At 68.4% G+C, this 20,908-nt stretch carries 20 protein-coding genes; 13 read left to right on the top strand and 7 right to left on the bottom strand.

What is annotated here, in order from left to right; translation table 11 throughout:
• Positions 1–9 precede the first annotated feature (9 nt).
• A complete protein-coding gene (locus tag SK571_RS05205; protein ID WP_319983154.1) occupies positions 10–1,086 on the top strand; it encodes a glycoside hydrolase family 19 protein in 1,077 nt (358 codons plus the stop codon).
• A gap of 53 nt (positions 1,087–1,139) precedes the next feature.
• Positions 1,140–1,634, top strand: a complete 495-nt coding sequence (locus SK571_RS05200; RefSeq protein ID WP_319982877.1) for a DinB family protein — start codon at positions 1,140–1,142, stop codon at positions 1,632–1,634.
• Here the strand turns inward: SK571_RS05200 and SK571_RS05195 are convergent.
• Positions 1,631–1,876 carry a mycoredoxin gene (locus SK571_RS05195; protein WP_030472806.1) on the bottom strand — a complete coding sequence of 82 codons (246 nt, stop codon included), beginning with the start codon at positions 1,874–1,876 and terminating at the stop codon, positions 1,631–1,633. The two genes, SK571_RS05200 and SK571_RS05195, sit on opposite strands and share 4 nt — an antisense overlap.
• A 325-nt stretch (positions 1,877–2,201) precedes the next feature.
• Between SK571_RS05195 and SK571_RS05190 the strand changes: the two genes are divergently transcribed.
• From SK571_RS05190 to SK571_RS05180, 3 genes are all read left to right on the top strand, one after another.
• Positions 2,202–2,825 carry a DUF4360 domain-containing protein gene (locus SK571_RS05190; RefSeq protein WP_319982876.1) on the top strand — a complete coding sequence of 208 codons (624 nt, stop codon included), beginning with the start codon at positions 2,202–2,204 and terminating at the stop codon, positions 2,823–2,825.
• Between the two features lie 60 nt (positions 2,826–2,885).
• The gene (locus tag SK571_RS05185; RefSeq protein ID WP_319982875.1) at positions 2,886–3,527 is read left to right on the top strand and encodes a DUF4360 domain-containing protein; all 642 of its coding nucleotides are present in this window, start codon (positions 2,886–2,888) and stop codon (positions 3,525–3,527) included.
• Between the two features lie 93 nt (positions 3,528–3,620).
• On the top strand, positions 3,621–4,865 hold the full coding sequence (locus SK571_RS05180) for a hypothetical protein (RefSeq protein WP_319982874.1): 1,245 nt from the start codon (positions 3,621–3,623) through the stop codon (positions 4,863–4,865).
• Between the two features lie 411 nt (positions 4,866–5,276).
• On the opposite strand, the gene ilvA is transcribed toward SK571_RS05180, so the two are convergent.
• Positions 5,277–6,512 (bottom strand): threonine ammonia-lyase IlvA, encoded by a 1,236-nt coding sequence (gene ilvA / locus SK571_RS05175; protein ID WP_319982873.1) that lies wholly within the window; start codon positions 6,510–6,512, stop codon positions 5,277–5,279.
• A gap of 113 nt (positions 6,513–6,625) precedes the next feature.
• On the opposite strand from ilvA, the gene SK571_RS05170 reads away from it, so the two are divergent.
• Together SK571_RS05170 and SK571_RS05165 are read left to right on the top strand one after the other, a co-directional pair.
• A complete protein-coding gene (locus tag SK571_RS05170; RefSeq protein ID WP_319982872.1) occupies positions 6,626–7,438 on the top strand; it encodes a lytic polysaccharide monooxygenase auxiliary activity family 9 protein in 813 nt (270 codons plus the stop codon).
• Positions 7,439–7,522: 84 nt separating this feature from the next.
• Positions 7,523–8,764 carry a ThuA domain-containing protein gene (locus SK571_RS05165; RefSeq protein ID WP_319982871.1) on the top strand — a complete coding sequence of 414 codons (1,242 nt, stop codon included), beginning with the start codon at positions 7,523–7,525 and terminating at the stop codon, positions 8,762–8,764.
• Positions 8,765–8,770: 6 nt separating this feature from the next.
• Here SK571_RS05165 and SK571_RS05160 read toward each other — a convergent pair whose 3' ends face one another.
• On the bottom strand, positions 8,771–9,160 hold the full coding sequence (locus tag SK571_RS05160) for a hypothetical protein (protein WP_319982870.1): 390 nt from the start codon (positions 9,158–9,160) through the stop codon (positions 8,771–8,773).
• Between the two features lie 143 nt (positions 9,161–9,303).
• Here SK571_RS05160 and SK571_RS05155 point away from each other — a divergent pair, with 143 nt between their 5' ends.
• From SK571_RS05155 to SK571_RS05135, 5 genes are read left to right on the top strand one after another with little or no spacing between them, the layout of a single operon-like run.
• The gene (locus tag SK571_RS05155) at positions 9,304–9,741 is read left to right on the top strand and encodes a helix-turn-helix domain-containing protein (protein ID WP_258950518.1); all 438 of its coding nucleotides are present in this window, start codon (positions 9,304–9,306) and stop codon (positions 9,739–9,741) included.
• A gap of 3 nt (positions 9,742–9,744) precedes the next feature.
• The gene (locus SK571_RS05150) at positions 9,745–10,257 is read left to right on the top strand and encodes an ImmA/IrrE family metallo-endopeptidase (RefSeq protein WP_319982869.1); all 513 of its coding nucleotides are present in this window, start codon (positions 9,745–9,747) and stop codon (positions 10,255–10,257) included.
• The gene (locus tag SK571_RS05145) at positions 10,258–11,367 is read left to right on the top strand and encodes an MAB_1171c family putative transporter (protein ID WP_319982868.1); all 1,110 of its coding nucleotides are present in this window, start codon (positions 10,258–10,260) and stop codon (positions 11,365–11,367) included.
• Positions 11,368–11,383: 16 nt separating this feature from the next.
• Complete coding sequence (locus SK571_RS05140) at positions 11,384–12,451, top strand: ATP-dependent DNA ligase (RefSeq protein ID WP_319982867.1); 1,068 nt, start codon at positions 11,384–11,386, stop codon at positions 12,449–12,451.
• A complete protein-coding gene (locus SK571_RS05135) occupies positions 12,448–13,047 on the top strand; it encodes a YigZ family protein (RefSeq protein WP_319982866.1) in 600 nt (199 codons plus the stop codon). The genes SK571_RS05140 and SK571_RS05135 overlap by 4 nt, the downstream gene beginning before the upstream one ends.
• 129 nt (positions 13,048–13,176) lie before the next feature.
• On the opposite strand, the gene SK571_RS05130 is transcribed toward SK571_RS05135, so the two are convergent.
• The 3 genes from SK571_RS05130 to SK571_RS05120 all read right to left on the bottom strand — a co-directional run bounded on the left by SK571_RS05130 (position 13,177) and on the right by SK571_RS05120 (position 18,225).
• On the bottom strand, positions 13,177–15,780 hold the full coding sequence (locus tag SK571_RS05130; RefSeq protein WP_319982865.1) for an exo 1,3/1,4-beta-D-glucan glucohydrolase: 2,604 nt from the start codon (positions 15,778–15,780) through the stop codon (positions 13,177–13,179).
• 119 nt (positions 15,781–15,899) lie between these two features.
• Positions 15,900–16,475, bottom strand: coding sequence for a hypothetical protein (locus SK571_RS05125; protein ID WP_319982864.1), 576 nt, complete (start codon positions 16,473–16,475; stop codon positions 15,900–15,902).
• 103 nt (positions 16,476–16,578) lie between these two features.
• Positions 16,579–18,225, bottom strand: coding sequence for a glutamate--tRNA ligase (locus SK571_RS05120; protein ID WP_319982863.1), 1,647 nt, complete (start codon positions 18,223–18,225; stop codon positions 16,579–16,581).
• Positions 18,226–18,325: 100 nt separating this feature from the next.
• Here SK571_RS05120 and SK571_RS05115 point away from each other — a divergent pair, with 100 nt between their 5' ends.
• Positions 18,326–18,946: an L-threonylcarbamoyladenylate synthase gene (locus tag SK571_RS05115; RefSeq protein ID WP_319982862.1), complete on the top strand. Its 621-nt coding sequence runs from the start codon at positions 18,326–18,328 to the stop codon at positions 18,944–18,946.
• Positions 18,947–18,949: 3 nt separating this feature from the next.
• Here SK571_RS05115 and SK571_RS05110 read toward each other — a convergent pair whose 3' ends face one another.
• Complete coding sequence (locus tag SK571_RS05110) at positions 18,950–20,788, bottom strand: S8 family serine peptidase (RefSeq protein ID WP_319982861.1); 1,839 nt, start codon at positions 20,786–20,788, stop codon at positions 18,950–18,952.
• Between the last annotated feature and the right edge of the window lie 120 nt (positions 20,789–20,908).

Below are 20,908 nucleotides of genomic sequence, written 5' to 3'. Positions count from 1 at the left end.
TGAGTGACCTTGCTGAGAAAACGAATTCTGGCGTCTCTCGCGGCGGTGACGATGGCGGCGACCATGGCCGTCATCGCACCGACCGCGTCAGCACAGGCGGAAGTGTCCGCACAGGCCTGCTCGTTCACCAACTGGGCAGCGGGCACGTGGTACACGGCCGGCTCGATCGTGAAGTACACCAACGGTCAGTACTACGTGGCCGAGCACGACAACCCCGGCTACGACCCGATCATCTCCACTTGGTACTGGGAGCCGACGAGTTGTGACGGCGGCGGTGGAGGTGGTGGCGGCGGCACCTGCACCAGTGCCACGGACTGGGTCGCGGGCCGGCAGTACTACACCGGCAACATCGTGCGGTACAACGGTTCCTACTACATCGCCGAGCACGACAACCCCGGTTACGACCCGACGGTCTCCACCTGGTTCTGGGAACCGCACAGCTGCGACGGTGGCGGAGGCGGTGGTGGCGGCTTCGTCGTCAGCCAAACCCAGTTCGACCAGATGTTCCCGCCGGCGTCCCGCAACGGCTTCTACACCTACAGCGGCCTCGTCGCGGCCCTGAGCGCGTTCCCGGCCTTCGCGAAGACCGGTGGCGACACGGTGTCGAAGCAGGAAGCGGCGGCGTTCCTCGCGAACATCTCCCACGAGACCGGCGGTCTCCGGTACGTCGAGGAGATCAACCAGACCGGGGACTACTGCGACGAGACCAGGCCCTACGGCTGCCCCGCCGGTGCCGACAAGTACTTCGGCCGTGGTCCGATCCAGCTGTCGTGGAACTTCAACTACAAGGCCGCCGGCGACTACATCGGTGAGAACCTGCTGCTCTACCCGCACCTGGTGGCACAGCGAGCCGAGATCGCGTGGAAGACGGGCATCTGGTACTGGATGACCCAGAACGGGCCCGGCCCGATGACCGGACACGCGGCCATGACCAACGGCTCGGGCTTCGGCCAGTCGATCCGCAGCATCAACGGTTCGCTGGAGTGCGATGGCCGCAACCCGGCGCAGGTCCAGAGCCGCGTCTCCAACTACCAGCGGTTCACCGGCATCCTCGGCGTGCCGACGGGTGCGAACCTCTACTGCTAGTGGCCGGCCTCACTAGGACTCGAGCGGTCCTAGTTCGGTCATAGCTTCACTGCATGACCATGGAGCTCAACGATCTGCTGCACGAGCTGAACGACCAGCGCAGGACCTTCCGCGTCACCATGCGGGGTCTCACCGCCGCCGAAGCGGTGAAGCGCACGACGGTCAGCGAGCTCACGCTGGGTGGGTTGCTCAAGCACCTCACCTGGTGTGAGCGCGGCTGGACTCACATCCTGACCGAACAGCCCCTGCCCCCACCGGGAATGCTGGACTTCGACCAGTACACCTGGACGGGCGACGACTTCAGGGAACTGCTCGCGTCGTACGACGAGGCGGTGCGCGCGACCGATGAGGCCGTGCGCACCGCCTCGCTCGACAAGCTGGTGCCGCTGCCTTCCGCGCCCTGGGACCAGGACCCGCGGCCCATGTCGATCCGGCGGATCGTGCTGCACCTGATCCGGGAGACCGCGCAGCACGCGGGCCACGCGGACATCCTCCGCGAGACGCTGGACGGTCAGTCGACCACGGCGTCCCTGTACGAGCAGCCCTAAGCCGCGAGCTGTTCCTTCACCTGGGCCAGCGACGGGTTGGTGAGCGCGGAGCCGTTCGGGAAGTGGACGGTGGGCACCGTGCGGTTGCCGCCGTTCACGCTCATCACGAAGTCGGCCGCGCCGGGCGTCTCCTCGATGTTGATCTCGACGTACTCGATGCCTTCGCGGTCGAGCGAACTCTTCAGGATCCGGCAGTAGCCGCACCACGAGGTCGAGTAGACGGTCAGCTGGTCGGGAGCCATCAGGCGCACTCCTCATCGGTTCGGACGAAGTCGTCAGTATCAACGCTGGACGAGGGGCGCTTCTTCCCGGGCCGGGGAGAGGCGCCCCTCACTCGTCCGGAGCAGCCGGCGGCGATCGTCAGACAATCGTCAGGTCAATTCGGCACACCGTGGGTGAGCATAGTTCGCGCACGGCCGAAGATTTCGTCCGTGCAATTGGTCGTGCATTTATCAATGCGTTCCCGCCGAATTCAGTCACCCATTCGGCGGCCCGTCACCACGCAGAGTTTCCGATATCGTCTGATTTCCGCCGCCGCTACCGCAGTCATGTTTAGAAAGGCTGGCCATGCTGAAAACGGTGGCGGCTGCTGCCCTCGCGCTGTCCGCGGTCCTGACCGCGCCGGCCGCCCACGCAGCATCCGATGTTCCTGATTTCGTGACGATCGACGTCGTCACCGTGAACGGATCCGGCTGTCCCGCCGGCACCGCGGCCGTCGCGGCCGCGGACGACCGCACGGCGTTCACGGTCACGTACAGCCAGTACCTCGCCCAGGCCGGTCAGGGCTCAGGCCCCACCGACTTCCGCAAGAACTGCCAGCTCAACATCAGAGTGAGCTACCCGCAGGGCTTCACGTTCGGCATCGCCCAGGCGGACTACCGCGGATTCGCCAACCTGCAGCAGGGCGCCACGGGCGCGGAGAAGGGAAACTACTACTTCCAAGGCATGTCGCAGAGTGCGAGCCGCACGCACACGTTCACCGGCCCGAAGAGCGACAACTGGCAGGCCACCGACCGCGCGACGGTCTCGGAAATCATCTACGCGCCCTGCGGAGAAGTCCGGCACCTGAACATCAACACCGAACTGCGCGTGAACGCGGGGACCGCGTCAAAGGCGAACAGCTTCATGACGATGGATTCCACGGACAGCAGTGTGAGCACGAAGTACCAGTTCTCCTGGAAGCGCTGCTGATCCAGGCACCGATTGCCGCCGCCCGTTCATTTCCTTGGACCCCAGACGGAAAGGTGCCCCATGCTCAACACACTGGCCGCGGCCGTGTTCGCGATGTCGACCATCATCGTCCCGCCCGGCGGGGCCCCCGGTGACACCCCGCCTCCGGACCACATCACCATCGACGTCGTGACCATCAACGGCTCTGGCTGCCGGGCGGGAACCGCGGCCGTGGCCGTCAGCCCGGACAACAAGGCGTTCACCGTCACCTACAGCGAGTTCATGGCGCAGGTCGGGCCCCAGGCCCTGCCCACCGACTTCCGCAAGAACTGCCAGCTGAACCTGCGCGTCAACGTGCCGTCCGGCTTCACCTACGGCATCGCGTCCACCGACTACCGCGGCTTCGCGCACCTCGAACGCGGCGCCACGGCCCTGGAGAAGGCCAACTACTACTTCCAGGGCATGTCGCAGACCGAGTACAAGCAGCACAACTACAAGGGCCCGTTCAGCGACGACTGGCAGGCGACGGACACGACCGACGTGGCCGCCATCGTCTACCACCCGTGCGGTGAGAAGCGGAACTTCAACATCAACACGGAGCTGCGCGTCATGGCGGGCACGTCCGACAAGAAGCTCACCAGCTTCATCGCGATGGACTCGACCGACGGATCGATCGAGACGACCTACCACTTCGCGTGGAAGGTCTGTCCTCCCAGGCCGTAGTACCCGCTAGGTGCCGGGCATTCCGCGAACGGGGTGCCCGGCACGCCCCTCTTCTGAGAAGATCAGTCCCTCACGACGTCTGGGGGGACGCTGATGAAGCTGCACGCACTGTCCGGAGTGGACCAAGGACCTGCGTTCCACGCGGCGGTGGACGCGATCGCCGCGGTGCTCCCGGAGCCGCGCTACCCGCACATCCCGGTGTTCCTCGACGACCTGCCGGACTCGTCGGCGCGGCTGGACCTGATGCGACTGGCGGTGCTCGTGGCGCTGGAGCGAGTGGGCAGGAGCGTGCACCCCGTCCCGGTCACCAACCATTCCGGGTACCTGCCGGACCACGGGTGGCTGCTCTCCCGGGAAGAACCTTCTCCCGGCCTCACCTTCCTCAAGGGCGAGAAGCAGCCCCGCGAGCGCATCGCGACCGTGGCCGAGAGCCCGGGCGGAGCCGTTCGCGTGACAGTCGGAGAGACGCGGTTCGAGTTCCAGCCCCCGTCCGAAGAGGAATGCCGACGCTTGCTGGAAGCCGGAGCACAGGGTGCGACGCTGAGATTCCCCGTCATGCCGAGCCCCGGCCCGTTCCTGCTCGCGCGGGGGAACGAGCCTGACGAACTGGTGCTGTGGCGACTCGGCCTGCCCACCGCCTGGCTCCGGCTGCCAGGCCCGGTCCTGGCCGCGACCTACGTGTCCAAGTCACACCTGAACGCGCTGATCGCCTTGATCGAGGTCGACGGCGAACTGCTGGTGCACCACGTCGGCGACGGGGACACGGACCTGACCAAGCTGCGCATCCCGATCGACTTCAGCGTCGCGGACGAGGCGGAGCACGACCTGTCGCCGCTCTACCTCCACTCGGTCGAGTTCTGGGACGTCCGCGTCTACTTCCGCCGCGCCGATCAGTGGTGGGAGCTGCGTTGGTCCCCCGGCCACGTGCTGCTCGAACCGTCGAACTCCAAGCTGCACCAGCCTGACAGCTTTCCGTTCCACACCAGGCTCGACGGTGCGGGCCAGGTGCTGTTCGGACCGGGCGGCTGGATCGCGGGGCTGCGCGACACCGGCTGGACGGTGTGGGGGTACAAGGGGGACGACAGGGTCGTCCCGGTGCCAACCGGTGAGGACGTGCTGGGGCTGACCGAGATCCACGAGCGGCCCGCGCTGCTGACCCGTGCGAACGGCGTCATCCGGGCGCGGACCGCGGAGGACGTGCGCACGGTCGTCGAGTTCAACGGTCCTGTGACCCGCCACTACGAGCTGCCGTGGGTGGCGGTGCAGCGGTCACCTCACCTGGTCGAGATCATCGACGTCGCGACCGGCGCCGTGCTGCACCGCGTGAGCACGGCCTAGTAGAGCGTCGCGGCTTAGCTGTGCTGCGTTGAGTCGCGCACGGGGCTGGGCGGCCTGGTCGGTCGTTACCGAAGCCCGGATGGTCGCGCGCTCACGCACGTCGCCGCCGAGCTGGCGGCAGAAAACTGCCGGCGCAAACGTTTGCTGATCACCCCAACTACCGCCAACCGCGCAGGTGACAGCCATGAGAGCGCGATCTTCATGATCGAAAATCAGCAACCTGCCGCCATCGCTATCCCAAGAGATAGCCGCGACGCTCTACTAGTGGTGTGGCTCGGAACGTTGCCGGGGGAATGCGCGGTCAGACGGGTGCATCGTGGTGCCGCCCCCACGTCCTCGTACTGGATGGGGCGGCGCCGCGAGGCGCCCTGCTGAGCGTGGATCACCTCGCCAACGTTCCGAGTCGCGCCACTAGATCAGGAAGCGGTACGCCGTCGACCCCGGCTCCACGTGCTGGATCTTGAGCGGGGACTCCTTCATCCGCCCCCACAGCAGGTCGTAGTCCTCGCGGCGCCCCAGCTCGATGCACACCAGCGCGGCCCCGGTCTCCCGGTTGTCCCGCTTCATGTACTCGAACTGCACGATGTCGTCGTCCTTGCCGAGCACGTCGTCGAGGAACCTCCGCAGCGCACCGGGCTCCTGCGGGAACTCGACCAGGAACCAGTGCTTCAGGCCGCGGTGGATCATCGAACGCTCGACGATCTCGGCGTAGCGCGACACGTCGTTGTTGCCGCCCGACAGCAGGCACACGACCGTCGAGTCCGGCGCGACGGAGATCTCCTCCAGCAGCGCGGCCGAGGCCAGGGCGCCCGCGGGCTCCGCGATGATCCCGTCGATCTGGTACAGCTCCAGCATCTCCGTGCAGACCGCGCCCTCGGACACCGTGAGCAGCTCCGCGCCGCTGTCGCGCACCATCGGGAACGTCACGTCGCCGGCGCGGCGGACCGCGGCGCCGTCCACGAACGAGTCGACCTCGGGCAGCGTCACCGGGCCGCCCGCCTGGATGGCGGCGATCATGCTCGCGGCACCGGCCGGCTCGACGCCGATGATGCGGGTGCGCGGGAAGCGTTCCTTGAACCACGTGCCGACGCCGGAGAGCAGTCCGCCGCCGCCGATGGGCACCACGACCACGTCGGGGGCGCCGCCGAGCTGCTGGACGATCTCCAGGCCGACGGTGCCCTGGCCCGCGACCGTGCGGGGGTCGTCGAAGGCCGGGACCAGGGTCGCGCCCGTGCTCTGCGCGTACTCCTTGGCCAGCGCGGCCGCGTCGTCGTAGGTGTCGCCGTCCACGACCAGCTGGACCATGCCCTGGCCGAGGGCGTGGATGCGGTCGCGCTTCTGGCGCGGGGTGGTCCGCGGCACGTGCACGCGGCCCTCGATGCCCAGGCGGCGGCAGGCGTACGCCATGCCCTGGCCGTGGTTGCCGGCCGACGCGCAGACCGCGCCGCCGAACGCGAACTCGGTCTGGCACAGCAGGTTGAACGCGCCGCGCAGCTTGTACGAGCGGCCTACCTGGAGGTCCTCGCGTTTGAACCACACGCGCGCGCCGGTCCTCTCGGACAACCGCTGGTTGACCTCCAGCGGCGTCGTGCGTGCGACACCACCGAGCCGGGCTGCGGCCGCGGACACCTCATCAGCGAAGGACATGTCAATACATCTTCCGTGAACGACTTGGGTCTGGCACGCGTACCCCTAGAAGGACAGGGGAGGTGCCTGTGTTTCGCCTTTTGGGCGTGCTATCGCTGCTCATGATGCTCTCTGTGGTTCCCGCGCACGCTCATGGCGCGCCCACCGACCCCGCGAGCAGGGCTTTCCTGTGTTCGCCAGGTCAACCCACAGCATCATCCCCGCCCTGCCGCAGCGCCATCGCGGCGGGGCTGCCGTCCACGGAGTGGGACAACATCCGGCTCCCGAACGTGCGCGGCCAGGACGCGCAGAAGGTTCCGGACGGCAAGCTGTGCAGCGCCGGGCTCGCGAGGTACGGCGGGCTGGACCTGCCGTCCGCCGCCTGGCCGGCGACGAAGCTGAAGAGCACGGACTTCACGTACAAGGCGACGATCCCGCACCAGGGCTCGTTCCGGTTCTACGTGACGCGCGACGGCTACTCGCCGAACCAGCCGCTGCGGTGGGCGGACCTCGACCAGTTCCTGAACGTGCCCTCTCCACCGCTCGTCAACGGCTCGTACGAGTTCAAGGTGCAGCTGCCGAAGAACCGCACCGGACGCCACCTGATCTACACGGTCTGGCAGAACACGGACACGCCCGACACCTACTACTCGTGCACGGACGTGGAGATCGCGGCACCCGCGAAGCCCGTCACGCCGGCGGCCCAGCCCGCACCCGCCGCGGCGCCACCGGTGAAGGCGGCGCCTCCGGCCCAGACCAGTTCCGCGGCGCCGTCGGCCAAGCCGGCCACGCCGAGTTCGAGCATCCCGCGACCCGTTCCCGTTGCGTCGAGTGCCGAACAACCTCCTTCCAGCGCAACGAGGTTCGGAATGTCGGCGGTGGTGGCCGCCCTGGGCGGGCTCGCCGTGCTCGGCGGGTTCCTGTTGTGGCGCAAAAGAATTCTGTGAACGTCCCGGTCCCCAACAGGTCTAGACCTTCCCTACGATGATCTTCGGGCGCGCAACCCCTGCTAGACGAAGGTGTGTACCCGAATGGCTCGAAAACTGTTGGCGTTGCTGGCAATGCTCGCCGCCACCCTCGTCCCGGTCTCCCTCTCGGCGACGAGCTCGGCACAGGCGGCACCGTTCAAGGTCCTCGCGTTCTACAACGGCACCTGGGACGCGGCGCACATCGCGTTCGTCAACGAGGCGAACCCCTGGCTCACCCGCGCGGGCCAGGAGAACGGCTTCACCTACGAGTCGACCCGTGACTGGAACCGGCTCACCACGCTCACACCCGCCCAGGCGCAGGTCGTGATCTTCCTCGACGACGCGCCCACCGGGGCCGCGGCGCGCACGGGCTTCCAGCGCTACATCGAGGCCGGTGGCGGGTTCTTCGGCTTCCACGTCAGCGCGTTCACCCAGAACGCCGCCGAGTGGCCGTGGTACCACAACACGTTCCTGGCCAAGGGCAACTTCGTCAGCAACACGTGGGGCCCGACCACCGCGGTGCTGAAGGTCGAGACCCGCACGCACCCCTCGACGCTGCGCCTGCCGGAGAAGTTCACGTCGGCGGTCAGCGAGTGGTACAGCTGGGACCGCGACCTGCGGCAGAACCCGAGCATCCAGGTCCTGGCGAGCGTCGACCCGTCGAGCTTCCCGCTCGGCACCGACCCGAACCAGCAGTGGCGCAGCGGCTACTACCCGATCATGTGGACCAACAAGAACTACAAGATGATCTACGCGAACTTCGGCCACAACGCCATGGACTACGCGGCGAACCGGCCGCTGTCGTCCACGTTCGCGAGCCCCACCCAGAACGACTTCCTCATCGACAGCCTGCTGTGGCTGGGCGGTGGCGGCACCCCGCCGCCGCAGGGTGAGTGGAAGACGGTCGTCAACCGCGGCAACGGCAAGTGCGTCGACGCCGCCGCCGCGGGCGTGAACAACGGCACCGTCGTCCAGCAGTACACCTGCAACGGCACCACGGCGCAGAACTTCCGCGCGGTGGCGACGACCGACGGCTACTCCCGCGTCGAGTACCGCAACGACCCGGCCAAGGTGCTGGACGTGAGCAACGTGTCCACCGCCGACAACGCCGGCATCCACCTCTGGACCTACGGTGGCGGCACCAACCAGCAGTGGCGGGTGACCACGGGCGCGGACGGCTACTCGACGATCACGGCCCGGCACTCGAACAAGTGCCTGTCGGCGCCGGCCAGTTCCGCCGACGGCGTCCAGCTGGTCCAGGCGACCTGCACCGGGTCGGCGGCGCAGAGCTTCAAGATCGGCTGATCGGGGTCAGGAGGACCGTGAGTGGTTCTGGTCGTCGAGGCGGCCGGGACCACTCACGACCACCCGCTCCCCCGGCACCGGGTCGGCCGGGTGCGCCGCCCCGAGGAACCCGTACATGTCGTTGAGCTGGTGCAGCGCCTGCACCGCGTCCCGCCACACCGGGCACGGCCACGCGCGATGCCGCCCGTACCAGGCGCGGCACGACCTGCACCGATGCCGCTCGTTCGGCTCGTGCATCCGCAGCAGCCCGCGCCACCACGGCAGGGCGTCACGAAGCTGCTCGCGCAGTTCGAAGACCTCGTGAGGCGAGTCGGTCCGTGCGAGCTGGTCCATGGTCTTGTAGACGACGTCGATCACCGAGCGGTGAAACGACCCCTGTCGTTCAGCAAGCGCCATCTCCCAGATCCTCCGAAGTTGAGGCAGGCACGGACCGGAGTCTATGTTGGCCATTGGAGGGCTTTCAACTGGTGAAAATCCACTCACCCAGATAGCCCTTTCCATGGGTGGAGAAACTCACGGCGCGCGACGGGGAGGCGGCAATGGCGGGGGAACGGTCCCTGGCTGACAAGCTCAACCACCTCTTCGCCCGGCACACCGCCCGCTCCGGCCAGGAGTACAGCAACGAGCAGGTCGCCGCGGCCATCGCCGAGACCGGCGTGACCATCTCCCAGAGCTACATCTGGCAGCTGCGCAAGGCCAAGAAGGACAACCCGACGTTCAAGCACCTGCAGGCACTGGCAGGCTTCTTCGGTGTGCCCGTGAGCTACTTCTTCGACGACGAGGTCACCGACCGGGTCGACGAGCAGCTGAAGTCGTTGCAGGACGAGCAGAGCAGGCTCAACGAGATCGCTTCGGGCAGCGACGCGCAGCTCATGGCGATGCGCGCGGGGGAGCTGTCGCCGGACCGCCGCCGCCTGGTCATGGAACTGCTCGACGTGGTCTACCGACAGGAACAGGCCGAGCGCGGCGAAGGATGACTCGTGGCCGAACGAGATTTGCGCAAGCGGTGCCGCCGCCTGCTGAACGAGCTGGACATCCAGCCGCCGCTCGACGTCGAGGAGCTCTGCCGCCGCGTCGGTGACCAGCGCGGCAAGCCGATCCGGCTGATCGCGCACCCGATCCCGGTGCCCGGCCCGTACGGGGTGTGGATCGCCACCTCCAAGGCCGACTACATCCTGTACCAGCAGGAGACGTCGAAGGCGCACCAGAACCACATCATCCTGCACGAGCTCGGCCACCTGCTGGCCGGTCACACGAGCGACGAGCAGGACGACGACCTGCTCGCGGGCCTCTACCCCGACCTCGAACCCGACGCGGTGCGGCGGGCGTTGCGACGCACCTCCTACGACTCCGACCACGAGCGCGAGGCCGAGACGGTGGCGACGATCATCCTGGAGTGGGCGTCGGTGCTGGACAAGGTGGCGCCGCGGGCGTCGGAAGGCCCGGCGCGCCGCATGTCGAAGTCGCTCGCGGACCGCCTGGGGTGGTTGTAGGTGGAGTACCTCAAGGAGACCCAGGGCATCGTCGCGTTCTCCGCGCTGGCCGTGGTGCTCTACCTGCTGGCGCGCAGGCCTTCCGACCCGCGTCTGCGCAGCGTCACCGTCCTGGTGGCGGGCTGGGCGATCGGGTACCCGTTCGGACGCGCGGCGGCCGGCGGACGGTGGTTCCTCGGGCTCGACCCGATGGTCTGCCAGCTGATCCAGCACTCGATGCTGCAGATCGGCGTGTACGGCCTGATCTGCTTCTTCATCTTCTCCGCGCTCGACGACGCCCGCGCACGGCGGCAGGCACTGCTCCAGCTCGCGCCGCTCGTGCTGTGCGTGAGCGCCATGACGTGGGCGGTGCTCGCGATCCCGGACGACCTGCGGGTGGCGGCGGCGCGCGTGCCGAACTCGCTGGGCGGCGGCCCGACCGGCGTCCTCGCGATCACGGTGTTCTACGCGCTGGGCAACGGTTATCTGCTCTACGGCTTCGCGACGATGTTCGTGTGGGCGCGGCGGTACGCCCGCGGCGCCGAGCCCCGGTTGCGCCGCGGCCTGCTGATCACCTCGACCGGGCTCGCGCTGCTGGTGCCCGCCGACGCGATCTTCGTGTCCTCCAACGTCTCCCGCTACTTCGGCGAGCCGCTCCCCCGCTGGCTGCTGACCGCCGCCGTGTGGTTCCTGCTGCCGGGCGTGCTCCTGTGCGTCGTCGGCGTCATCTACCCGATCGCCGCGATGCGGCTGGCAGCGACGAGGTTGTGGCTGCGGCACCTGCGCGCGTACCACCGGCTCGCTCCACTGTGGATGTTGCTGCACCAGTCGTTCCCCGAGGACGCCCTGCACCGCGTGCCGTCGAGGCGCGACGCGTTCTCGCTTAGGGGCGTGCACCGGCGCTACTACCGGCGCGTGATCGAGTGCCGGGACGGGCTGGTGCGGATCAGCCCGTACGTCGCGGAGACACCCGCCGAGCTGCCGTTGTCCGAACGGCTGCGGGCGGGGCTGGAGACTCGCCGGTCGGGGGCCGTCACGATGCGGCGGCCGATCGCGCTCGCGATCCCCGAAGACGACGGGATGGACGCCGACGTGCGCGAACTCGAAAAGCTCGCGGTGGCCCTCCGCTGAGCTTATGGTCCCCAATGTGGACCTGCCTGTCATGCCGCCGGTGAAGCCGATGCTCGCGAAGTCAGTCCCTTCGCTGCCACGCGGAGAGGGACTCGCGTACGAGCCCAAGTGGGACGGCTTCCGCTGCGTCGTGTTCCGCGACGGCGACGAGGTCGAGCTGGGTTCGCGCAACGACAAGCCGCTGACCAGGTACTTCCCCGAGGTCGTCGAGCTGCTGAGGCAGGCGCTGCCGCCGCGGTGCGTGGTGGACGGAGAGATCATCCTGGTCACGCCCGGCGGGCTGAGCTTCGACACGCTCCAGTTGCGACTGCACCCGGCGGCTTCGCGCGTCCGCAAGCTCTCCGTCGAGACGCCGGCGAGCTTCGTCGCGTTCGACCTGCTGGCCTGCGGTGATGACGACGTCACCGGGCTCTCGCTGGCAGAGCGCCGCCAGATGCTGGAGGAGGTCGTCACCGAGGTCCCCGGCGTCTACCTGACACCGTCCACAGCGGACCCCGAGGTCGCGCAGGACTGGTTCACCCGGTTCGAGGGCGCGGGCTTCGACGGCGTGATGGTGAAGGCGTTGGACGGCGTCTACGAGCCGGACAAACGCGTGATGTTCAAGGTCAAGCACGAGCGCACGGCCGACTGCGTGGTCGCGGGCTACCGCTTGCACAAGGACGGCGAGACGGTCGGGTCGCTGGTGCTCGGGCTCTACCAGGACGGCGAACTGCACAACGTCGGCGTGGCCAGCAGCTTCACCGCGGCGCGGCGGCGGGAGCTGGTCGAGGAGCTGAAGCCGTTGCTGAACCCGGCCGAGCATCCGTGGAGCGCGTGGGCGACGTACGAGGGTCCTGGCATGAACAGCCGGTGGAACCCCGAGAAGCAGCTTCAGGTCGTGCTGCTCGAACCGACGCGCGTGGCCGAGGTGCGGTACGAGCACGTGCAGGGCGGACGGTTCCGGCACACGGCTCGCCTGGTGCGGTTCCGCGCGGACAAGACGCCTTCGGAGTGCACGTACGAGCAGCTGGAAGAGGTGCCGCCCGCCGAGCTGGACGCCCTGTTCGGTGAAGCCGAGCAGCGCAGGCGCACAATCGAGCAGTGAAGGTGATCAAGCGGGACGGCACGCACGAGATCGAGATCCAGCGGTCGCGGTTCCTGTGCCACGTCGCCCGCGTCACCTCCGACCAGGAGGCTTCCGAGTTCTTCGCGCGGATCCGCAAGGAGCACTGGCAGGCCGCGCACAACTGCACGGCTTTTCGGACCGCCGACACCCAGCGCTCGTCCGACGACGGCGAACCCGCTGGTACGGCCGGTGTGCCGATGCTGGAGGTGCTGACGCGCCGGGACCTCGTGGACACCGCCGTCGTCGTCACCCGCTACTACGGCGGGATCAAGCTCGGCGCCGGTGGCCTGGTCCGGGCTTACGGACGGGCCGTCTCCGAGGCCGTTGACGCGTTGGGCACGCTCACCCGCGAACGGCACGAGAGCGTGCTTCTGGCCGTGGACCACGATCAGGCGGGAAAGCTGGAGAACGCGTTGCGCGCGGCCGGGTACCACGTCGCGGACACCGAATACGGCCATGACGTCACCTTCACCGTTCTGACGAAGGACCCGGACGGCTTCGAGGTCTGGCTCGCCGCTCAGACCGGCGGTTCCGTGACCGCGATCAGGGGCGAGCCGGTGGACCTCGACAGCTAGACCATCTCGGCCCATTTCAAGACGTGGTCGGCGACTCTTCCCAGCTTTCCTGCTGGAGTCCGCACAGGAACGCGCCCCCGCCTGGATGTCGGCGGGGGCGCGCGGGTCTATCGCTTCACCTGCGAGCGTTTACGTGCAGGGAAGGGCGTCCGGATCGGCGCCCGCCTTGGGCACCCACCGGATGTTCGCGAACGAGGCCTGGAACGCGCCGTCGGTGTAGACGAGGAACGGCGTGTTGATGTTCTCCAGGTCCAGTCCCTTGTCGGAGAAGCAGGAGACCGGGATCTTGACGGTCGACTTCTGCCCGACGGGGAGGTTCCGGAACGCCTGCGTGGCGTCGATCTCGGCCAGGCACGGGTACACGCAGTGCGAGCTGATGACCGTGCGGTTGGCCGGAGCCTGGTGCACGATCACGTCGAACTGGAGTGCCGCGTTGGCGTTGCCGTAGCCGCGCAGGTCGCTGCCCGCCGGGCTCTGCAGGTACACCTGGCCGGGGCCGGTGCCGGTCCACGTCGTCTTGAGCGCGTCCTGCTGGACGTTGACGTCGGACTGCACGACGTTGATCTCGGCGTGCGAGGCCTGGCCGTCGGGGCCGACCACGGTGCCGCCCCAGTTCTCCGCCGAACCGATCATCGACTGGTACGGCGCGATGTCGGTGCGGTTGAAGATCTCCAGGTCCTCGGTGGCCGTGCCGCCGCCACCACCGGAGCACAGGGCGCCGGGGCTGGTCTCGTCGAGCTTGCCGACGCGGCCGGTCTCCCAGTCGCGCAGGCCGTAGCCGAGCTTGAACAGCGGCGTCTTGGCGGGCTCACCGGGCAGCGCCGGGCAGGCCTCGGCCGGCCACGAGTAGGACAGCTTGCCGCTGAACCCGTTGTGACGGCCCTTGATCAGCAGGTCGGCGATGCCGCCGCCCTCGGTGCCCGGCAGCCAGGCGGCCACGAACGCGTCGGAGCGGTTGAGCTCCTTGTTCATGTACAGCGCGCGGCCACCGACGTAGACGGTGACGACCGGCTTGCCCTTGCCGGAGACCTTGTCCAGCACGGCGATGTCCTGCGGGTGCAGGCGGGCGGCCTCGAACGACCGCTTGCCGAGGTCGCCGACGCCCTCCGCGTACGGGGTCTCACCGATGACGGCGATGACGGCGTCGAACTGCGCCGGGTCGACGCCGTCCGCGGTCTCGGCGAACGTGACGTTCGCGGCGCCCAGCGTGTCCTGGATGCCCTTGAGGATGCTGGTGGCGTTCGGGAAGTCGGCGTTGGTGTTGCCGGTGCCCTGCCAGGACAGCGTCCAGCCGCCGGTCTGGTTGCCGATGTTGTCGGCGCTCTTGCCGACGACGAGAACCTTGCTGCGCTTGGACAACGGCAGCACGCGCTTCTCGTTCTTCAGCAGCACGGCGGACTCGCGCACGGCCTCGCGGGCGAGTTCCTTGTGCTGCAGCGCCTCCTGCTCACCCGCGTGCTCGCGCTGCGAGGGCTTGGGGGCGTCGAACGTGCCGGCGCGCAGCTTGACGCGCAGGATGCGGGTGACGGCGTCGTCGATGCGCGCCATCGGGATCTCACCGGACTCGACCTGGGCGATCGTGTTGGTGATGAACGCCTTCCAGTCGTTCGGCACCATGATGATGTCCATGCCGGCGTTGATCGCCTGCGGGCAGCTGGCGTTGGTGCAGCCGGTGACCTGGCCGATGCCGTTCCAGTCGGAGACGAGCAGGCCGTCGAAGCCCATCTTCTCCTTGAGGATGCCGGTCTGCACGTACTTGCTGCCGTGCACCTTGCCCTCGTTGATGACGTCGTTCGTCCAGCTGTTGAACGAGATCATCACCGTCTGGGCACCCGCGGCCAGCGCGCCGTAGTAGCCCTGGCCGTGCACGTTGATCATCTTCTGCTCGGTGGAGGGGTTGATGCCCTGGTCCTTGCCACCGGTCGTGCCGCCGTCACCGATGAAGTGCTTCGCGGTGGCGATCACGCCGTCCTCGCTGATGCGCTTCTTCGCGTTGTCCTGCAGGCCCTTGACGGCCTCGTAACCGTAGGCGCGCGTGATGCGCGGGTCCTCGGAGAAGCCCTCGTAGGTGCGGCCCCACCGGTCGTCCTCGACGACGGCGAGCGTGGGCGCGAACGCCCAGTCCTGGCCGGTCGCGCGGATCTGCTCGGCCGTCGCCGCGTTGATGTCGCGGATGAGGCACGGGTCCTGCGTCGCACCGAGACCGATGTTGTGCGGGAAGACCGTGGCGCCGTAGACGTTGTTGTTGCCGTGCACCGCGTCGATGCCCCAGATGAGGGGGATCTTGGTGCGCGACTGCTTCGAGGCGTCGAAGTAGGCGTCGGCGAGCGCGAGCCACTCCTGCGGCGTCGCGTTCTTCTTGGCCCCGGGCCAGCTACCGCCACCGTTGAGGACGGAGCCGAACCCGTAGTTCGTGACGTCCGCGGCCGTGATCGCGGCGATCTCGGGCTGGGTCATCTGGCCGACCTTCTCGGCCAGCGTCATGTCCTTGAGGATCGCCTTGATGCGCGCCTCGTCCTTGCGGTCGCCCTTGAGCTGGCTCTCGACCTTCGGCCAGTCCTTGAGCGTCGGCAGGGACCTCTCGATGCGGGCACAGCCGTGCTCAGTCTTGGGCTGGCCGATGACCGGCTGCTTCGGCGGCCAGTGCTGCGCGTCCTGCGCGACCGCCGCCGATGTCGTGCCGGCGGCGAGCGTCAGCCCCAGCACTGCGGCGAGAGTGCTTCTCCAATGCATGCCGCCGATCCTCAACGGCGTGTTACGTCCACGTCAATGGGAACGCTCTCACGACTTTGTTCCGGAACGTTTCAGGACGAAGTTCCCATACCGCTCCGTTGGAGTCGCGCAGCCGTTCCTCAGAGCGCCCGGAGGCCCTGCCGGGACGTGGTCCAGGAGATCCGGTCGGCCGCCGCGGGATCGGTGAAGGCCAGCACCGATTCGTCAAGCCGATGGAAGTCCAGCTCGTCCGTCCACGTCTCGTACAGCTCGCCCGCCATGAGCAACAGCGGCCGCCCGCCGATCTTCAGGAGCACCTCGGCCAGCACGCCCTCGTCGGCGAAACAGGTCACGTCGCCGACCGGCCCGGCAGGCAGCTCGCTCAGCACTCTCCAACGGGTGCCCCTGCCAGGTTCAGCCCACGTCCGCGAGTCCCGCACCCTCTCGTCGAGGTCCTGATGCCGCCACAGCCCGCAGGTGGAGCTGTCCCCGAAGTGGGCGCACGTGCCGACGGTGAACAGCTCGCCGTCGTCGAGCACCGCCTGCAGCCCCCACAACTGCAGGCAGGGCACCGACGGATCGTGGAACACGTGAGGACCGCTCTCCGGCACGTCCTCGCGCAGCGCCCACTCCACACCGATCCACGACCTCACGTGTCGGCTGCGCAGGTCCGCGAACTCGCGCGCCCTGTCGGCCCACCAGGCTTCTTGGTCCACTCCGGCAGTATGTGCGGCGGCCCGGCGGATCTCGCCCGAATTGTCGCCGGACAGCGAACAGCCCCCGGCTCCCACAGGAACCGAGGGCTGTCGAGCACGTGCGTCAGCCGGCGAGCGCACGCACCCGGCGCAGCACCTCGTCGGTGCCCAGCGTGCGGGCCACGGCGTGCAGGTCCGGGCTCGCCTTCGACCCCGTCAGCGCCACGCGGATCAGCTGCGCGGCCTCACGGATCGAGCCGGGGTACGCGTCCGGGTTCTTCTTGAGCTCCTTGGGGTTCGGCGCGAAACCGTGCTTCGCGGCGAGCTCGCGGATCTGACCGAACCACTCCTGGCCGTCCTCCAGGTCCGCGTAGCCGTCCGCGAAGTCCGCGGCGAACGCGGAGATCAGCTCCGGCGACAGTCCGCCGAGGCGCTCGTCGGTGCGGTCGGAGACGAGCGGGAACAGCGACGGGAAGAAGAAGCCGTAGGCGGTGCGGAAGTCCGCCCACTTGCGGAGGTCCTTGCGCGGGTTCGCGACCTCCGGGCCGCGCTCGACCTTCAGCGCCGCCAGTGCCGCGTCGCGCTCCGCGGCCAGCACGGTGACGAGCTCGGGGTCGTACGTCTCGGCCCACTCCGACACGAGGGAGATGATCTCCTCGCCGGACAGCGTGGCCACGTAGTCGGCGCAGATGTCGTCGAGCTTGACGAGGTCGACCAGCGGGCCCGCGACACCGCACTCGGCGAGCGAGATCGGCTCCTGCAGGGCCTCGGCGAGCGGCAGCTCCGCCAGGCGGGCGTTGACCAGCCCGCGCATGTAGTACTGGACGGCCGGCGCCGGGAAGCCCGCCTCGATGAAGAACTCGACGGACGCCTCGGGGTCCTTGCGCTTCGACAGCTTGCGCCGGGAGCCGCCCTGCTGCTTCATCAGCGGCGCGATGTGGGCGTACTCGACGCGCTCGAAGCCCAGGGCGTCGAACAGCTGCAGGTGCGTCGGGACGGACGAGATCCACTCCTCGCCGCGGATCACCAGGTTCACGCGCATCAGGTGGTCGTCGACGGCGTGCGCGAAGTGGTAGGTGGGCAGACGCGGCGACTGGTCGGACGCCTTGAGGATCACCACGTCGTTGCGGTTGGCGTCGTGCTCGAGCTCGCCGCGGATGGCGTCCACGAACTTCGTCCGCTCCCCCGCCTTGCCCGGCGAACGGAAGCGCACGACGTACGGGCGGCCCTCGTCCAGAGCGGCCTGGACGTCCTCGGCGGTCTTGTCGCGCCAGATCGCCCAGCGGCCGTAGTAGCCGGTCGGCAGCTTCGTGGCCTGCTGGCGCGCGGTGATGTCCGCGAGCTCTTCCTTCGTCGCGAAGCACAGGTACGCGTGGCCGGAACGCAGCAGCTCACGCACGTACGTCAGGTAGACCTGCTCGCGCTGCGACTGGTGGTACGGGCCGTACGAGCCCACCGCGTCGGCCTCGTCGGGCTCGATGCCGAAGTACTTGAACGCCTTGTTGAACTGCTCGACGGCGCCGGGCACCTCACGTGCCTGGTCGGTGTCCTCGACGCGCACGATGTACGAACCACCGGAGTGGGACGCCAGGTCGCGGTCGATCATGCCGACGTACAGGCCGCCGATGTGCAGGAACCCGGTCGGCGACGGCCCCAGGCGGGTGACCTTCGCGCCTTCGCCCAGCCCGCGGGGCGGGTACTGCTCCTCCCAGTGGGACGGCTCGGGCAGGTCCGAGGGGAACAGGGCGTCGACGACGGCACGGTCGAGCATCGCTAGGGGTCTCCAAACCAGGGAAAGAAGTACGCCCAGGTTATCAACGTGCGCGAGCCGAAATGCTGGCCCCTCGGTGATCGGCCTAAGCTCACACGTCATGGCCAAGTACCTCGACGTCCACCCGGTCAACCCGCAGAAGCGCGCCATCGACCAGGCTGTGCGGATCCTGCAGGAGGACGGCCTGATCGCGTACCCGACCGACTCCTGCTACGCGCTCGGCTGCCGCCTGGGCAACAAGGACGGCATCGACCGCATCCGGGAGATCCGCAAGCTCGACGACAAGCACCACTTCACGCTGATGTGCGAGAACTTCGCCCAGCTCGGCCAGTTCGTGGTCGTCGACAACGCCGTGTTCCGCGCGGTCAAGGCCTCCACGCCCGGCGGCTACACGTTCATCCTGCCCGCGACGAAGGAGGTGCCGCGCCGCATGATGCACCCGAAGAAGAAGACGGTGGGCGCGCGCATCCCGGACCACGTCGTGACGCAGGCCCTGCTCGAGGCGATGGGCGAGCCGCTGCTCACCAGCACCCTGCTGCTGCCCGACGAGGCCGAGCCGCTCGTGCAGGGCTGGGAGATCAAGGAACGCCTCGACCACGTGGTGGACGCGGTGATCGACTCCGGGGAGTGCGGCACCACGCCCACCACGGTGGTGGACTTCTCGAGCGGCGAGGCCGAGATCATCCGCTACGGCGCGGGCGACCCGGCCCGGTTCGAATAACCCCTAGGACACGACCAGCGCGTAGTCGGCGTCGGTCGCGGTGGTCTCGACGTGCCCGTCCACGTTGACCGAGGTCGCGATCACCTCGACCGTCCAGTTGCCCGCGGCGGGCGTCTGGACGAGGACGTTCTCCACGGTGTCGACGGTGTTCGCGACGCCGCCGGAGGTGGACCAGTTGCCGGCCAGCAGGCCGTTGTTGCCCCAGTAGACGGTGCCGTTGGGGGCGGTGACCTTCAGCGTCAGGTCGTTGACGGTCGCCTTGGCCGCGGTCGGCGAACCGGCCGGGTCGGTGTAGGCCAGCGTCGCGCGCAGCGGCGTCTGGCCGTTGGACGCCACGGTGTACTTGCGCGACTGACCGGTCGTGAGCAGGTCGGTCTCGTTCACCAGGACCGGCAGCTTCCAGCCGCCCGCCTTCGCGCGGTCGTACAGGTTGCGGACCGACGCCGTGCCCCAGCCCTGGTGCGTGCGGGTCTGGTCGTGCGTGGTGCCGGAGAACGCGTGCTGGTTGGCGGTGTTGATCAGCAGCGCCTTCGCGGTCGCCGCGTGCGGGCGGGACGCGAAGACGTCACGGGCCTTGCCGGGCGCGCCGTCGAACACGCCGTCGGCCCACATCTGGAACAGCAGACCGGCGTTGCCGCAGGTGATCGGCGTGGCGCCGGACGTGCCGCCGAACGACGTCGTGTAGGCGGTGTCGCTGGTGGACGTCGTGGTGTCGATGCGGTCGTAGTAGTTCGAGATCTCCGGCTTGATGCGGCCGTCGGCGGCCGGGCCGATCGACGCTCCGCCGTTCCACTTGTCGTCCGCGCGGTCGAGGGTGTTGTAGTGGTAGTGCCCGCCGACCGACAGCACGTTCTTCGCCCACGCCTGCGGGCGCGAGCTTCTGGTGCCCGCGTTGCTCTGCGACTGGCAGATCAGCAGGTCGTGGTCGAACACGATCCGGTCCATCTGCTGCGAGATCGAGTTGTACGACGTGGTGAGCGCGTCACCCCAGCTGTTGGACTGGAACACCGCCCGGTACTGGCCGGCCGGGTCCACGAGCTGCTTGGTGTGGGCGTAGCGGTCGCCGGAACCGTAGATCGCGAAGATGCCCTGCGCCTCGGGCAGCAGGCCGCGGTGCGCGGACGAGACGCCGGACGCGAAGATCTGCCCGTACGTCGACGTGCCGTGCGAGGTGCTCGACGAGTTCCCGGTGTGCATCACCGGCGGACGGGCCCGGAACTCCTGGTGCGTGGTGCGCAGTCCGCCGTCCATCACCTCGCCCCGCACGCCCTTGCCCTTGTAGCCGCCGACGCTCTCGATGTGGTTGGCACCGGACGACTCGCGCGAGATCGCCATGTCGGTCTCCGGCGCGGACACCGGGTCGATCGCGATCACGGCGGGCAGCTTCGCGAGCTGCGCGGCTTGCCCCGCGTCCAAGGTGGCCATGATGTGCTCTCGGCTCTCGGAGAGGACGTTCACCTTGCCGCCCAAGGACTTCACCTTGGCGGCGACGGCCTTCTGGTCGGCCGCGTCCTGCTCGACCAGCGTGATCAGGTAGTCGGACGAGCCGCCCAGCGCCATGATCTGCGGCTGGGCCTGGAACGGTTTCACCTCGCGCACGTAGCTCAGCCGCGCGACGCGCGCGGTGTTCGTCATGCGGGCGAGGTAGGTGCCGTCCTGGACGAACGCTCCGAGCCGGACGCCGAGCCCTTCGAGCTGGTGGCGCTGGCCGTCGGACAGGGTGGTGCGGAACTGCAGCAGGTAGGCGCCCTCGGCCGGGGCAGCGACGGCAGGAACGCCGCTGATCAGCGAGAACACCGTGGCGACGCTCAATATTGTGCGCAGCACGAACAAAACCTCCATCGGCAGGGTTGGCGGTGACCGGAGGGAGTCACCGCCCGTGACCAGCACGTTACCGGTGATGAGCAGGTCAGGACATCAGTCGTTCGGCGGTGATCATCTTGTGGGACGGTGTAGAACAAT

The organism is Lentzea kristufekii (assembly GCF_033949925.1).
GTDB classification, from domain to species: Bacteria; Actinomycetota; Actinomycetes; order Mycobacteriales; family Pseudonocardiaceae; genus Lentzea; species Lentzea kristufekii.
This window is presented reverse-complemented; position numbering and strand designations above follow the sequence as displayed.